The following is a 14,963-nucleotide window of genomic DNA, read 5'->3' on the forward strand; positions in this document are numbered from 1 at the left end:
CCTCAAGGTCGCCCCCACGGCGCGGCGGCGATCGGGGACACTGGCCCGGTGCGAAACGATCTGGAACACATCCAAGCGGCCTTCGTCGGCACGCCCCTGGCCGGCCTGCCGATCGGGCACGGCCCGTCGGGCACCATCCTCGTCGCCGGCATCGATCCTCGCCGCCTGCACGAGGCCTGGCAGGCCGCCGACGCCCTGGTGCCGGTCACCGGACGACTGCCCATCCTGATCACCGACGACTTCACCGGCACGCTGGCGATGCTGCCCGAGTCCGAGCCGGGCCCGTCGGAGTCGCAACTGAGGGAGTTCGCCAAGGCGGCGGAGTCCTCCGAACCCTGGTCGACCTACTACGACTACGAGGCGGAGGAGGAGGTCAACGAGGACAACGTCGAGGACTACGCGCATGGCCTGGCCGGCGTCGACCTCGCGGCCCTGGCGTCGGACCTGGTGCTGCCGAGTTCAAGCCATGCGTTCGAGCGTCAGCTCTACGATCGGCTGCTCGTCGACGCGGAACTCTACGACCAGGTGCTGGACAGCGTGCGGTTCGAGACGCGGACCGACAACTGGTACACCCCTGAGAGCGTTCTGCTCATGTTGCTGCCCACCAGGGACGTCCGCAGTTCGGGGTACTGGGTGGACTTCTTCGGTGCGCTCACCTCGGACCACCAGGTCATGCTCGCCGAGGTGCTGGCGCAGTGGAGGCACCGGTGGGACGCCCGCCTGGTCGCGGCGTGGGGCACCATGTTGCAGTTCCAGGTGGGTCGCGCCCCGGCCCCGGGTGACGAGGCGTGGAGCGCGGCCTGCCAGCTCAAGGGGCTCGGTCCGAACCTCGACCTGAGCCGGTGGGAGGTCGCCGCGGCCCTGTCCGTGGGCGACGCGTGGTTCGTGCACAACCGCCCCTGACTTCCGGGCCGGACCGCGCGCCGGGACCGGCCTGCTGCGGCGCGCCCTGTCGCTGGGCGGTCGAGCGCAGGGTCATTCCGTCCCGGTGTCAGGGACAGCCGCCGCCCGCCGCGTGGACCCGCGCCGCGCCACGGCGACCCCGGCCAGGCACAACAGGCCGCCCGCGACCGTCCACCAGCCCGGGACCTCCGACAGGAACAGCCACGACATGGCAACCACGATCGCGGGTACGACATACGTCGTGGCGCCCATCTTCCCCGCCGTCGTGCGCGCCAACGCGTACGCCCAGGTGGTGAAGGCCAGCGCCGTGGGGACCAGCCCGAGGTAGACCATGTTCGCGGTGGCCGACGCGGGCGCGCTGCCCAGCCCGTCGAGCAGCTGTCCGGAGAAGGGCAGGCAGGCGACCGTGGCCACCAGGCAACTGAACGCGGTGACCTGCAACGCCGACGCGTGCCGCAGGGCGGGTTTCTGCACCACCACCCCGCACGCGTAGGTGACGGCGGCGACGACGCACAACAGGACGCCGAGGACGGGGGCGTTGCCGCCCTGCGACTGCGAGTACCCGACGACGACCGCGCCCGCGAAGGACACCGCCATGCCGAGCATCAGCGGGCGGGGGAAACCCTCCCGGAGCAGGAGCCCGCTCATCAGGGCGATGATGATCGGGCCGATGTTGACCACCATCGCGGCGGTACCGGCGTCGACCTTCTGCTCGGCCCAGTTGAGCGCGACCATGTACACGCCGAACCACAGCAGGCCGCCGATGACGATGCCCGGCCACGCGCCCCGGGCCGGCCAGCCCTCGCGCCGGACCAGCAGCAACGCCATGACCGCCACCGTGGCCACCAGCATGCGGCCCAGGGCCAGCGCGCCCGGGGTGAAGTAGTGCCCGGCGCTGCGGATCGAGATGAACGCCGACGCCCACGCCAGCACCGTCACCACCACCGCCGCCCCGGTGCGCCAGTCCGCCGTGGTCCTGGGCTCCGCCGCCGTGTCCGCCATGTGTTCCTCCCCGTTCGGTGGGCCCACGCTACCCCGGGGTGGTCGCCGTTCGCGCCCGGCTCCGTCCGACCGCCGTGCTCGGGGGGCGGGGGAGTGGGAACCAGGGCGGGCCCGTGGGAGGAGAGGGGGCGCGCCGGGCACCTACGGCCGAGGAGTGCGCCGTCGCGCAGCCGGGCCAGGTGGTCGCACCGTCGGGCCACGGCGTCCTCGTGGGTGGCGATCACGAGGGTCATGCCGTGTTCGGCGCGCAGTTCCCAGAGGAGATCCATGATCGACGAGCCGGTGTCGGAGTCGAGGGCGCCGGTGGGCTCGTCGGCCAGCAGGAGGGTGGGCCGCCCGATCAGCGCCCGCGCGATGGCCACCCGCTGCTGCTGGCCGCCGGACAACTGGGCGGGGAGCGCGTCGTGCCGGCCGGTCAGTCCCACCCTGTCCAGGAGTTCGCGGGCGCGGGCGGCGCGGTCGAAGTCGACCCGGAAGGGCAGCACCGGTGCGAGGACGTTGTCGAGGGCGGTGAGGGCCGGGAGCAGATGGAAGCGCTGGAAGACGAACCCGATCCGCCGCCGGTAGGCCGTGAGGCTCCTGCGGTTCATGGCGGTGATGTCGTCCCCGTCGACCAGGATCCGGCCGGAGTCGGCCCGTTCGATGCCGCCGATGAGGTGCAGGAGCGTCGACTTGCCGGACCCGGACGGACCGGTCAACGCCGTGACGCTGGCAGACGGCAGTCGCAGGCTCACCCCGGCCACGGCCGCGAGGTCCGTCCCGCCGGTGCGGAACCGTTTGACCACCGCGTCGACGTCGATCTCAGCTCCGGTGGAGACTGTCATGCTGTCGGATTCCATTCCTTGACGGGTACTGTCATTCCTCGGCGATGAGCTGGGCCAGTGGCAGCCGACGCAGTACCAGCGGGGCCATCGCCGCGACCACGGCGGTCAGGAGCACGCCCAGCCCGACGGTGCCGAGCGCCGCGCCCCAGATCTCCCCGGTCACCCCGGTGCCCAGGGCCGCCAGCAGCGCCAGGGCGAGCGCCGCGCCGGGCACCGTGCCGAGTACGCCGAGGAGGAGCCCCTCGCCGAGCACCAGCCTGCCGACCTGCGCCTCGGACCAGCCGCACGCCCGGAGCACCGCGAACTGGCCCGCCCTCTCCCGGACGCCCAGGTAGAGCACATCGGTGACCGAGGCGACGGCGAGCACGGCGGTGACGGACATCGCGATCAGGTCCACGGCCCGGACCTGCACGGACACCACCTCACCCAGCAGGCTGCCGACCACCCGGCCCTGGAAGGCCCCGTTGATCGCCGTGATCATGGTGAACCCGAACGTCGCCACGGTCAGCCCGCCGGCAGCCAGGGACGTCCGCCCGGGGGTCCGCGCCAGGTTGTTCACCGAGAGCCCGAACAGGCCGCGCACCCTGGCCCGGCCGCCCCGGGCGCTGGCCGCGGGGTGCACGGCCGCCGCGGGATGCGCGCGCGAGGCCCGCACCGCCGGCACCACCGCCGCGACCAGTGCCAGCACGACGGCGACGGGGACCGCCAGCAGGGCGTGGCGGTAGTCGATGTCCACGCCGGTCAGTCGCGCCACGGGAACGGCGGCGAGCATGCTCAGCACCCCGCCGGCGCCGCCGAGGAGGAGGACCTCGACGAGGATGAGGCCGGCCAGCCGGCGCCGGGGCCAGCCCAGGCACGACAGGATGGCCAGTTCCCGGCGGCGTTCGCGGACGGCGGCCGAGACCGCGTTGACCAGGAAGAGGGCGCAGACGGCCAGCACCAGCGCGTACAGGGCGACGCTCCGCTGGTCCACCGCCCTGATGATGCTCATCGCCACCCCCTTGTGGGACCAGCCCTCGACGAGGCTGAGGTCCGGCCGGCCGAACCGGCCCCCGGGCAGGGTCACCGTCTGGGGGGCCGGGGACGAGCCGATGGTGATGTCGACGTCCGCGCCGGCGCGGCGGGCGATGTCCTCCGCCACCAGGCGGATGCGCTCCTGGGACAGCGCGTCGACGCCGGTGACCCCGTCGACCCGGACCCGGACGGCGGAGATCGGGGCGGCGGCGATCGGACTGCCGGGTTCCAGCAGGGCCGGCAACGCGCCGAGAGTGGCGAGCATCAGGGGCGGCGTGGCCAGGTACCCGGCTGGGTTGCTGTTGGGTCTCAGCGGTTGGTCTCCGAGCAGGTCACGGCTGCGCTGGTCCGCTCCGGTCGCGCGCGGCGGGTGGTAGGTCTCCAGGGGCACCGTCGCGAGCTCGGAGAACCCGACGAGGCGTTGCGGATCGAACGTGCCGACGGCGAGGGCGGCGGGCTGATCCGTGGCCCCGGTCTGATGGCGCTGCTGGGCGGACACGGGGCGGGTGGCGTCATCGGCGGCGAACCGGGGCACCGATCCGTGCCTGTGGACCACCGGCGCCCAGATCCCCGCGTCGGCGGGTCGGGACGTGGGCCGCAGGCTCCCGTCCGGCGCGGTCTCGTACACCGGCGGCCCACCGCGCACGATGACATAGGTGTTCGCGTGCAACCCGCCGCGCACCTGCCGCCCGTAGGCGTCCTCGGCGTTCTCGCTGTGCCGGAACAGCGACCGGCCCGCCGTCGCCGACAGGCGCGCGTCCAGGGCCCCGGCCGGGGTGCCGCCGAGCATGGACGCCGCGTCGGAGCCGAGCCGCTCGACATCCATGGTCAGCTGCTCGTCCAGGTAGGGCCGTGACGTGGCCAGCACACCCACGGTGGGGATGTTCGGATGGCCCGGCAGCGGTCGGACCGTGCCGTCGGCGGCGTCCAGGTTCCGGCCCGACACCAGCGCGCCGCCCAGTCCGACGAGTTTGTCCTCCTCCACCGGGTCGATCGCCGCGAGCATCAGTGCCATCGGCCAGGGCTTCCACACCGTCAGGCGCCTCGTCGTCGGCCCGCCGAACTGGTTCCCGCCGAGGTCGAAGTCCCCGTCGGCCCGCAGGTGCGCCACGACCAGCGCCGGACGGGCTCCGGAGCCCCCAACCTCGCGGCATACCGAGGTCGCCGAGCCGTCGGCCCCGATCTCGACTGCGTGCCTGGACAGGTCCGCGCCGCAGGTGGCCAGGACCGCCGCGCTGTGGTCGCGGCCGTCGGTGTAGCGGCCGGGCTGATCCGTGGGCCAGGCCAGCTCGTTGCGGGTGACGTACACGTGGACGGGGCTGTCGTCGGTCCGCGTGCTCAGCCCACGGTCGGCCCGCCACGTCGGCCGGGCCCGCAGAACCTGGCGGGTCAGGGACCGGTCCACGGCGTCGGTCACGTCGACCTCGCCCTGCGACCACGCCAGCACGTACCCCACCATCGCCACCGGGGCCGCCACCTGCACCCCGAGCGTCGACCTGACCTGCTCGTACTGGTCCAGGGTCAGGCCGCCGTAGAGCCCCGACAGGTAGTTGGGCCGCACCAGCCCCCGCTGCCGCTCCAGCTCCGTGCGGGCACCCGTGGGGCGGACGAGAATGTCGTAGGCGGCGCGGTAGTTGCGGTCGACGGTGCCGGTCGTCCGCGCCCTCGCGGTCGTGGTGGTTCCCGTCAGCACCGTGAACCCGGTGGTCGCGAACACGATCGCGGCGAACAGCGCCACCGCCCGCCAGGGTCGCATCCGGATCTGCCTGACCGCGAGCCGCACCATGCCGTGTCTCCAGGATCTCGCTCGTCTTCTCGTGCGGTGGAACGAGATTCAACCCGGATCCTACGGATGTTCCGGGTACCGCGTTGCCCCGCCGGACCCGTGGCCGGGGCATACGATCGGCCGATGCGCATCCTCATCATCGGCGGGACCCGGTTCGTCGGCCGCCACCTCGCGGCGACAGCCCTGGCCGCCGGACACGAGGTCACCCTCCTGCACCGGGGCCGCACCGGCGCCGACCTGTTCGACGGCGCCGCCCGGCACCTGCTCGCCGACCGCGACGACCCCGACGCGCTCGCGGCGACGCTGGCCCGGGGCGAGTGGGACGCGACGATCGACGTCTGCGCGTACCTCCCGGGCCAGGTGACCAGGCTCGCCGACGCGCTCGGTACCCGCGGCGGCAGGTACGTCCTGATCTCCACGGTGTCCGTCTACGACCCCGAGGGCCCGGGATTCACCGAGGACAGCCGGCTCCAGGTGCTCGACGGCCCCACGCCGACGGAGGTGACCTACGCCAACTACGGCGGGCTGAAGGTCCTGTGCGAGCAGGTCGCGGCCGACCGGTTCGGGGACGACGTCCTCGTGCTGCGGCCGTCGTACGTGTTCGGGCCGTGGGACCACTTCGGCCACGTCGACTACTGGGCGCACCGGATCGCGCGCGGTGGCGAGATCCTCGCTCCCTCCGCTCCGGGTACCCCGTTGCAGGTCATCGACGCGCGCGACATCGCGGACTTCACGTTCACCGCGCTGGCCGAGGGCCGGTCCGGGACGCTGCACCTGGTCGGCGCGTCCGCGACGTACACCTATGCTGAATTTCTCGACGAGGTGCGCGTCGGCATCGGCGCCGCGGAGAGCACCGTCACCTGGGTCGATGACGGGTTCCTGCTCGCCGAGGGGGAGACCGTCGCGTCCCTGCCGATGTGGGCGCGGGGCGACCGTACCGAGGAGCTGATCAACACGGCGGATCCGGCGGCCTCGCTGCGGGCCGGGTTGCGGCTGCGGCCCGTCGCGGAGGCCGCGCGTGCAGCGCTCGCCAGCGGGGCCCCGTCGGCGAGGTCGCTGTCCGCCGGGCGGGAGGCCGAGCTGCTGGCCCGGTGGCACGCGCGTTGAGGACCGACCGGGCGTTCCGGCACCCGGTCCAGTTGTCGACGGAGTCAGCGGTGGCCGGTCCGCCGATCGGAGGCGGCACCGCGGCGGTCGAGTCCGGGGAAGATGAGTAGGAGTACTCAGGACGCACGGAGGGTGCCCGCGTAGGTTGGCCGTCGTGACCTCACTTCGTACCCGTCCGGGGCTTCAGGTAGTAGGCGTTGTTCTCGTCGCAGTGCTGTCCGTGCTCGTGTGGTTCGGATGGCTCGGGTGGGACACCGGGTACCAGGTGGACCCCGCCACGAACGAGACGACCGGGCCCTACGAGGCGTGGCAGGTGGTCGGTTGCGCGGCTTCGCTGCTGGTTCTGCTGGTGGGCGCCGTGCTGGTGGGAGTGCGTCCGCTGCCCGCCTCCGCCGCGCTCACGCTCGCCTTCACCGCGACGTGGACGGTCCAGGCGGCCGCCACCGACGACACCGGTCTGTTCGTGGTCGGCGCGCTGATGCTCCTGGTCGGGCTGGCGGTGTCCAGCACGGTGGTCTCCCTTGTGACGGCGAGACTGCGTTCCCGCCCCGCACGCCGGCCATGATTAGTGTTGAGAAATATCAAACGTTGGTCCAGTATTGAATTCGCCCGGCCCGGCGCTCCCCGGCCGGGTACCGCACGCCCCGACGAAGGGACAGCCCCTCATGAACCTGCACCGCACCCTCCTCCGAACCGCCGTCGTGCTCGCGGCCCCTCTCGCGCTCGCCGGGGCGGTCGCGGCCCCGGCCGGCGCCCACGCCCTCAGCGGGCCGGCCTTCGGCGTGCAGTGCGGCAACGGAGGGAACCAGAACCAGAGCTGCTTCGTCTACCACTCCTCACCGGACGCTCCGACAATCCGCTGGAGCCACGACGGATACGCACTGCCCTGGCTCGACGACGCCACGTACGTCACCATCCCGTGCCAACTGGACAGGCGCGGCGTCATCCGCGTCGACTTCACCAACAGCCAGGGGACGAGCTCGGTGTCGCGCCTCTACTTCTGCTCCGGTACGGCCGACGTCTGACGGATCCGCCGGGTGGTGGGCCGGATCAGGTGAGATCATGATCGTCACGCACTAGCCGAGCCTGGCTGTGTCCCCGAGCCGTGCTCGGCTGATCCCGCCCCCGCGCACCTGGAAGTACACAATGGAATTCTTCTTCGTGGCCGCCGGAACCGCCGTGATCGTGACCCTGATCGCACTGGTCGCCCGGCGGCTGCTGGGGGTCCGGTTCGGCCGGGTCCGGCTGCTCCTCGCCGGGCTGTTCGCACTGATGGTGGCCTCGCCGATGGCCACCGCCATGGTGTCGACGGCACCCGTGGACGGCGGGCCGGCCACCGCGGTGTGGTTCCTGCTGCTCGCCGCGCTGTGTTCGATACTCGTGGCGCTCGTCGCCCTGGTGATCGCCGAGGCGCTGGTGCCGACCGGGACGGTGACGCCGATCCTCTGGCTGCGCGGGCTGCGGGCCCGACTGTCCCGGACCAGGCGGTACTCCCGGATCACCGCGATCATCGTCCGGCACGGCCTCGGCCCCTACCTCCGGGGCCGCCGCGACCCCGACGCGCGGGTCGCCCGGTCGCTGCGGGCGGCGCTCAGCGAGGGCGGGGTCACGTTCGTCAAGCTCGGCCAGGTCCTGTCCACCCGGCGGGACATGCTGCCCGCAGAGGTCGTCGACGAGCTGGCGACCCTCCGCGACCGGGCCGAGCCGGTGCCCTGGGAGGTGATCGCCGGGCGGCTGCGGGAGGAGTTCGGCGTGCCGCTCGAGGAGGTGTTCGCCGAGTTCGACCAGGAACCGTTGGCGGCGGCGTCGGTCGCGCAGGTGCACACCGCGCGGCTGCTGTCGGGCGCCGAGGTCGTGGTGAAGGTGCAGCGGCCCGGCATCCAGGCCGTGGTCGAGCGGGATCTCGACATCGTCCGCCGGCTCGCGGTGGGTCTGGAGAAACACACCTCCTGGGCCCGGGGTACGGGCGCGGTGCACCTCGCCGACGGATTCGCCGCCGCGGTGCGCGAGGAGCTCGACTTCCGGATCGAGGCCCGCAACATGGCGGCCGTCGCGGCCAACGCCGACCCGGAGGTGCGTTCGCCGGTGCCGCACGACGGGCTGTGCACGGCCAGGGTGCTGGTGATGGAGCGGCTGCACGGCACCCCGCTGACCGCCGCGGGTCCGCTGCTGGCGGCGCGCGGCCTGGACCGCGACGAGCTGGCCCGGACCCTGCTGCGCTGCGTGCTCCGCCAGGTCATGATCGGCGGGGTGTTCCACGCCGACCCGCACCCAGGCAACGTCCTGCTGCTCACCGACGACCGGCTGGGGCTCCTCGACTACGGCTCGGTCGGCCGGCTCGACTCGGCGGCCCGGGGCGCGCTCCAGCAGCTGATGCTCGCGATCGACAGCGGCGACCCGGCGGCGATGACCGACGCGCTGCTCGACCTGGTCGCCCGGCCCGAGGCGATCGACACGGTCCGGCTGGAGCGGTCGCTGGGCCAGTTCATGGCCCGCCATCTCGGGCCGGGGGCGAGCGTGGACGCCCGGGTGTTCACCGACCTGTTCCGGATCATCGCCGACTACGGCCTGGCGGTACCCCCGGAGGTCGCCGCGGTATTCCGGGCGCTCGGCACCCTGGAGGGCGGGCTGGCCGAGCTCGCGCCGGGCTTCGACCTGGTCGGCGCGGCGCGGAGCTTCGCGACCACCTACCTCACCGAGCGGCTCACCCCCGAGACGGTCCGCAAGACCGCGCTCGAGGAGGTCGCGGCGCTGCTGCCGACGCTGCGCCGGCTGCCCCGCAGGCTGGACCGGATCACCGGCGCGCTCGAGCAGGGCCGGCTGGGGGTGAACGTGCGGCTGTTCGCCGACGAGCGCGACCGACGGCACGTGACCGGCCTGCTGCACCAGGCGATCCTCACGGTACTGGGCGCGACGTCGGGGATCATGGGCGTGCTGCTGCTCGGCACGAAGGGCGGGCCGGCCGTGACGGAGACCGTGACGCTGCACGCGCTGCTGGGTTACCACCTGCTGGTCGTCGCGGCGATCCTGGTGCTGCGGGTGCTCGTGGTGGTGTTCCGGGCCGACCGGTCACTGCGGTGACCCGGATCCGCGCCGCACCGACCGGGACGCCAGGCTGCCGCTGCCGCTCAGCGCGGCCCCCGCCCGGGGTCGTACAGCTCGCCGCCGTACTTCCTCAGCGCCTCGGCGACCTGCTCGTCGCTGGTGTCCAGCGTGGCCAGGTCGCAGATCCGGACCGCGCCCAGCCGGGCGTGCCACGACGGCAGGTGCATCCGGGGCTCCGGTGGCGCCACGTCCGGTGCCAGCCAGGCGACGACCCACCCGTTCGTCCCGGCCCGGCGGCGCGCCAGCCGGGCGCGGACCACCGGGGTCGAGCGCACCCCGGGCGGCAGCGGTCGGTCGATGATCCGGACCTGCGCGATCTGCTTCCACGACAGCCGGGTACTCAACAGGCCCGCCTCGACCATCAGCCCGCCGTCGTCCACGGTCAGCCGCTGCCGCGTCCCCAGCACCGGCCCGAGTGCGCTGACCGCCGCCCCGGACCCGAGCAGCACCACCAGCAGCGGCACGATCAGCAGGTACTCCCGCCGCGCGGCGGAGAACGCCAGCCCTGCCAGCGCCAGGACGAACACCGCCGCCAGCACCCATCGGGTCCTCCTGAACCATCCGGGCTCGGCGTCGAAGCTCATCACGTCCCCTTCCGCTGACGTCCGGCAATCTAGCGGCAGCGGAGGGTGCGGGGGAAGGGGTGTTCGGGCAGCGGGAAAAGTGGTCGCGGTGGACGATCACGGGGCCCGACACCGTGGTTCCGGACGAAGGCGTGGATACCTGTCCGGCGAATACCCGACATGCGCCCGGGGCCGATCGGTGACAGGCTCGCAGCTGAATGGCCGGACCCCGACACCGGCCGCCAGCCTGGGGGGACACCACCGATGTCCCGTGCCGCAGTTCGTGCCTGCCGTCTCCTCCTGAACGCCCTCGCCGTCTACGCGGTCGGTGCGGCTCTGTTGTCGGGGGCGTTCCTCACCGCCTCCTGGTGCGTCGGGCAGGCCCGGATCGTCGCCGGGTTCACGAACACCTGGCCCGAGGACGACAGGGCCGTACTGGCCATCTTCGGCGTGTGCTACTCGACAGCCGTCACCTTGTGGGCGCTCCTGCTGGGGCTGGTCTTCCTCTATCTGGGAACCTCCGTCGTGACCACCCGTCGCGACGACAGAGCGCGCTCCGGACGGTTCCCGGTGCGCCCGGTCCTCGCGGTCGTGGCGAGCGCGCCGGTCCTGGCGCTGAGCACGGCGTGTGGCACGGCGCTCCTCATCTCACTCGGCGGCGTCGCCGCGCCCTTCGCGGTGTGGATGGCGGCCGTGCTGGCGTCGGCCTTCGGACTCCTCTGTGGAGTGGCGACCTTCGACGCGGTCGCGTCCGGGGATCCGCGAATGCCCCGCCTGATCGACCTCTGACCTGCGGGGGAGCCGGCGTGACGGTCCTCCTGTGAAGCGGAGGACCAGCCGGGCCGGGCCGGCGGAATCGTCCACGGTGAGGATCGCTCGGAACGCTCACAACTCGCTAACAACCCACCTGGTGTGCCATTGACGATCATCGTGGTCAGGCCTAGCTTTTCCACGGTCGGTGTCGTCCACGGCACCCGAGGGAAGGAGCGAAGCATGCGCGCGATGCTGGGAACGCTCAGCGACCGCCTGCTGGGCGCGTTCGTACCGAAGGCCAACGTCGGTGCGGGCTGTCCGCCGGACCCGTTCTACAAGTACTGCTACTGCAGCGGCAACTACCAGTACGAGAAGCACTGCTCCACGAACGGGGCGTGCATCACGTTCTGCGGGTCCTGTTACCGGACCACGCGCCACTGCTAGTGATCCCCGCGGCGGCCGGCACCCGGTGGCGGCCGCCGCTCCCGGAGCAAAGGAGTACTGACATGGCGTTTCTGGCAGCGGCCGTCATCCTCGTCGGCGTCCTGGCCGCGCTCAACCTGTTCCTCACCTTCGGCGTGATCCGCCGGCTACGGGAACACACCCGGACCCTCGAGGAGCTGGCGGGCGGTGGGCACGGCGACATCATGCTGGCGGCCGGCGGCGCGATCGGCGCGTTCACGGCGACGACCACCACCGGCACGACGGTCTCGGACACCGCGCTGAGCGGGCCGACGCTGGTCGGCTTCTTCTCGCCGACGTGCGAGCCGTGCAAGGAGCGGTTGCCGCAGTTCGTGGAGTACACCCGGAGTTTCGACGGTCGGGTGCTGGCCGTGGCGGTCGGCCCAGACGCCGAGGTGACGGACCTCGTCGCCAGCCTGCGCCAGGTGGCCGACGTGGTCGTGGAGACCGACGACGGGCCCGTGAACAAGGCCTTCGGGGTCAGCGGTTACCCGGCGCTGTGCCTGGTGGAGGACGGCGTGGTGGTGGCGAGCGGGTACCAGATCGACGCGCTCCCGGTTCCGGTCCCGGCCGGATGACGGTGGCCGTCGGGGGCGGGCGCGTCCTCGGTGATCTCGCCGCCGCGGCCCGGCTCACCTGGGAGTCCGGGCGCGGCGTCGTGCTCGGGTACGCGGCCGTGACCGCCGTCGCGGGTCTGCTCCCGGTCGCCGCCGCCTGGTGCACCAAGGTCCTGCTCGACCGGCTCGACGGCGGGGCGGCGGGGGGCTGGCGGTCGCTGCTCCCGGTGGCGGTCGGGCTCGCCGGGGTCGGCCTGCTCGGCGGGTTGCTGCCGGTGGCCGGGCAGTACCTGCGGGCCCGGCTGGACCGGGTCGTGGGCGTACTGTCCATGGACCGGCTGTACCGGGCGATGAACCGGTTGTCCGGCATCGGCCGGTTGGAGGACCCGGCCTTCCGCGACCGGCTCCGGATGGCCCAGCAGGCCGGCAGGTCGGGCCCGAGCCGCCTCGTCGACGACGGTCTCGGTGTCACGCAGTCGGCGCTGACCCTGGTCGGCTTCCTCGGCACGCTCCTGGTGGTGAACCCGTGGATGGCCGCGGTCGTCGTCGCCTCGGCCGCCCCCGCCCTGTGGGCCCAGCTCCGGCTCAGCCGGTCACGGGCCGACGTGTTGTGGAGCATCTCGCCCCACGAGCGCCGGGAGTACTTCTACGCGGAGCTGCTCGGCAGCCTGGCCGCCGCCCAGGAGATCCGGCTCCTCGGGCTGGGCGACCTGTTCCGCCGCCGGATGCTCGTGGAGATGTCCGCGGCGAACGCGGCCGTCGCCGGGCAGGACCGGCGTGTGGCCCGTACCGAGGGGCTGCTCGCGGGCCTCACGGCGGTCGTCGCGGGCGGCGGGCTGGTCTGGGCCGTGCTGCTGGCCGCCGCCGGTCGCCAGTCGATCGGGGACGTCTCGGTGTTCCTCGCCGCCGTCGCCGGAGTGCAGATCGCGTCGCGGGGCATCGAGCACCGGATCGGCACGGCCCACCACGCGCTGCTGCTGTTCCAGCACTACCGCGAGGTCGAGGCCACGGGCCCCGACCTGGTCGTAGCCGCCGGGTCCCGTCCGGTGCCCCGGTTGCGGACCGGGATCGAGCTGCGCGACGTGTGGTTCCGCTACGGTGAGGACCAGCCGTGGGTGCTGCGCGGCGTGGACCTGCACATCCCGCGCGGTCGGGCGACGGCGCTCGTCGGGCTCAACGGGGCGGGCAAGAGTACCCTGGTGAAGCTGTTGTGCCGGTTCTACGACCCGACCCGGGGCGCTGTCCTCTGGGACGGCGTCGACCTGCGGGAACTGCCGGTGGCCGACCTGCGCGAACACATCGGCGCGGTCTTCCAGGACTATATGGAGTACGACCTGAGCGTCGCCGAGAACATCGGCGTCGGGGACGTCACCGCCATGGCCGACCGGCCCCGCATCGTGGCGGCGGCCGACCGCGCGGGAATGCACCCGACGATCGACGCCCTGCCGCACGGCTACGACACGTGGCTCTCCCGGATGTTCGTCGACGAGGCCGACCGGGAGAACCCCGACACGGGGGTACTGCTGTCCGGCGGCCAGTGGCAGCGGCTCGCCCTCGCCCGGGCGTTCCTGCGCGACCAGCGCGACCTGATGATCCTCGACGAGCCGAGCTCCGGGCTCGACGCGCAGGCCGAACACGAGGTGCACCGCCGGCTGCGCGAGTACCGCGCGCACGGCACGAGTGTGCTGATCTCCCACCGGCTCGGCACGGTCCGCGACGCGGACGCGATCGTCGTCCTCGCCGGGGGCAGGGTGGTCGAGCACGGCAGCCACGACGAACTGGTCGCCGCCGACGCGGGCTACGCGCGGCTGTTCCGGACCCAGGCCGCCGGCTACCAGGACGCGGTGCCGTGATCCCCGCCCTCGTGTCGGCCCTCCTGGCGGTCGTCGTCGTCGCCTGGGTGCTGCGCGGCCGGCTCCTCGTCGTCACCGTGTACGGCCCGAGCATGCGTCCCACCTACGACCAGGGCGACCGCCTCCTCGTCCGGCGCACCGGACTGGGCCGGGTCCGCCGGGGCGACGTCGTCGTGTTCGCCACGGCGGCCTCGGCCGATCCGGCGGACCCGACCGGTGGACTGCTGGTCAAACGCGCCGTCGCCGTGCCGGGAGATCCGGTGCCGCCGGACATCCCGGTCGGCGAACGGGTCGTGCCGCCCGGCCGGCTGATCGTGCTCGGCGACAACCCCGGGCGCAGCCACGACTCCCGGAGCCTGGGCTACGTCGCGGCCGACGCGCTCGTCGGCGTCGTGGTCCGACCGGTCCGATAGGGGGAGACGATGGAGTACGTGGCCGTGGCGGCCCGGGTGTTCGTCGGGCTCGTGCTGCTGGTGTCCGTGGCGGGCAAGGTCCGCAGCCGGGCGGAGTTCCGGCGGTTCGCGGCGACCATTCCGGCGTTCGGCCTGGTCCGCGGCGGATGGGTCCGCGGGGCGGCGGCCGCGACGGTCACCGTGGAGGCCGCCGTCCCGGTGCTGCTGGCGGTGCCGGCGACCGTCGTGGTCGGCCAGACGCTCGCGGTGACGCTGTTCGCCGTGCTGACCCTGGCCGTGTGGCGGGCGGTGCGGGCGCGGACCGGCGCCGTGTGCCGGTGCTTCGGCGCGGCGGACACGCCCCTGGGGACCCGGCACGTGGTCCGCAACCTGCTCCTGGTGGTGGTCGCGGGGGTCGGCCTCGGCGCGGCCGCGCTCGGCGACGGTCCGACGCCCCTCGGCGGGGTGCTGGTCGCGGCCGGCGCGGGGCTGGTCGGGGCGCTGTTCGTCGTGCGCTACGAGGACCTGGTGGATCTGTTCGCCGGCTGAGTACGGCCAGGTGGGCCGGCCCACCCGTCGGGCAGACTTGACCGCACGAATCTCCCCAGGAGGGTCGTACCCGAGGTCAGGGGACCGGTCGAG

General features: G+C 73.2%; 14 protein-coding genes and 1 pseudogene. 11 read left to right on the top strand and 4 right to left on the bottom strand.

Translation table 11 applies throughout. The annotated features are described in order from the left end of the window. Positions 1 to 48 precede the first annotated feature (48 nt). Positions 49 to 903, top strand: a complete 855-nt coding sequence (locus PT931_RS19655) for a DUF4253 domain-containing protein (protein ID WP_456247194.1) — start codon at positions 49 to 51, stop codon at positions 901 to 903. Between the two features lie 72 nt (positions 904 to 975). Here the strand turns inward: PT931_RS19655 and PT931_RS19660 are convergent, their stop codons facing one another. The 3 genes and pseudogenes from PT931_RS19660 to PT931_RS19670 form a co-directional block, all read right to left on the bottom strand. Next, on the bottom strand, positions 976 to 1,905 hold the full coding sequence (locus PT931_RS19660) for a DMT family transporter (RefSeq protein ID WP_456247195.1): 930 nt from the start codon (positions 1,903 to 1,905) through the stop codon (positions 976 to 978). Between the two features lie 149 nt (positions 1,906 to 2,054). Then, a pseudogene (locus PT931_RS19665) lies at positions 2,055 to 2,729 on the bottom strand (ABC transporter ATP-binding protein); the annotation flags it as partial. Between the two features lie 31 nt (positions 2,730 to 2,760). Beyond that, the gene (locus tag PT931_RS19670; protein ID WP_456247196.1) at positions 2,761 to 5,499 is read right to left on the bottom strand and encodes an FtsX-like permease family protein; all 2,739 of its coding nucleotides are present in this window, start codon (positions 5,497 to 5,499) and stop codon (positions 2,761 to 2,763) included. Between the two features lie 153 nt (positions 5,500 to 5,652). On the opposite strand from PT931_RS19670, the gene PT931_RS19675 reads away from it, so the two are divergent. The 4 genes from PT931_RS19675 (at position 5,653) to PT931_RS19690 (ending at position 9,717) form a co-directional block, all read left to right on the top strand. Next, positions 5,653 to 6,636 (top strand): NAD-dependent epimerase/dehydratase family protein, encoded by a 984-nt coding sequence (locus tag PT931_RS19675; RefSeq protein ID WP_456247197.1) that lies wholly within the window; start codon positions 5,653 to 5,655, stop codon positions 6,634 to 6,636. A gap of 211 nt (positions 6,637 to 6,847) precedes the next feature. Continuing rightward, complete coding sequence (locus PT931_RS19680; RefSeq protein WP_456247198.1) at positions 6,848 to 7,201, top strand: hypothetical protein; 354 nt, start codon at positions 6,848 to 6,850, stop codon at positions 7,199 to 7,201. Positions 7,202 to 7,301: 100 nt separating this feature from the next. After that, entirely contained in the window at positions 7,302 to 7,661 is a 360-nt protein-coding gene (locus PT931_RS19685) for a hypothetical protein (RefSeq protein WP_456247199.1), read from the top strand. Between the two features lie 121 nt (positions 7,662 to 7,782). Beyond that, positions 7,783 to 9,717, top strand: a complete 1,935-nt coding sequence (locus PT931_RS19690) for an ABC1 kinase family protein (protein WP_456247200.1) — start codon at positions 7,783 to 7,785, stop codon at positions 9,715 to 9,717. A 47-nt stretch (positions 9,718 to 9,764) separates the two neighbouring features. Here PT931_RS19690 and PT931_RS19695 read toward each other — a convergent pair whose 3' ends face one another. Then, positions 9,765 to 10,325, bottom strand: coding sequence for a hypothetical protein (locus PT931_RS19695; RefSeq protein ID WP_456247201.1), 561 nt, complete (start codon positions 10,323 to 10,325; stop codon positions 9,765 to 9,767). Between the two features lie 243 nt (positions 10,326 to 10,568). Between PT931_RS19695 and PT931_RS19700 the strand changes: the two genes are divergently transcribed. The 6 genes from PT931_RS19700 to PT931_RS19725 all read left to right on the top strand — a co-directional run bounded on the left by PT931_RS19700 (position 10,569) and on the right by PT931_RS19725 (position 14,870). Next, positions 10,569 to 11,093, top strand: coding sequence for a hypothetical protein (locus tag PT931_RS19700; protein WP_456247202.1), 525 nt, complete (start codon positions 10,569 to 10,571; stop codon positions 11,091 to 11,093). 204 nt (positions 11,094 to 11,297) lie between these two features. Further along, a complete protein-coding gene (locus PT931_RS19705) occupies positions 11,298 to 11,501 on the top strand; it encodes a hypothetical protein (RefSeq protein ID WP_456247203.1) in 204 nt (67 codons plus the stop codon). 62 nt (positions 11,502 to 11,563) lie between these two features. Next, positions 11,564 to 12,097, top strand: a complete 534-nt coding sequence (locus PT931_RS19710; protein WP_456247204.1) for a TlpA family protein disulfide reductase — start codon at positions 11,564 to 11,566, stop codon at positions 12,095 to 12,097. Then, positions 12,094 to 13,929: an ABC transporter ATP-binding protein gene (locus tag PT931_RS19715; RefSeq protein ID WP_456247205.1), complete on the top strand. Its 1,836-nt coding sequence runs from the start codon at positions 12,094 to 12,096 to the stop codon at positions 13,927 to 13,929. The genes PT931_RS19710 and PT931_RS19715 overlap by 4 nt, the downstream gene beginning before the upstream one ends. Further along, positions 13,926 to 14,342: a signal peptidase I gene (gene lepB / locus PT931_RS19720; protein WP_456247206.1), complete on the top strand. Its 417-nt coding sequence runs from the start codon at positions 13,926 to 13,928 to the stop codon at positions 14,340 to 14,342. The genes PT931_RS19715 and lepB overlap by 4 nt, the downstream gene beginning before the upstream one ends. A 9-nt stretch (positions 14,343 to 14,351) precedes the next feature. Continuing rightward, entirely contained in the window at positions 14,352 to 14,870 is a 519-nt protein-coding gene (locus PT931_RS19725) for a MauE/DoxX family redox-associated membrane protein (RefSeq protein ID WP_456247207.1), read from the top strand. Positions 14,871 to 14,963: the final 93 nt, after the last annotated feature.

Source organism: Longispora urticae, assembly GCF_053902585.1.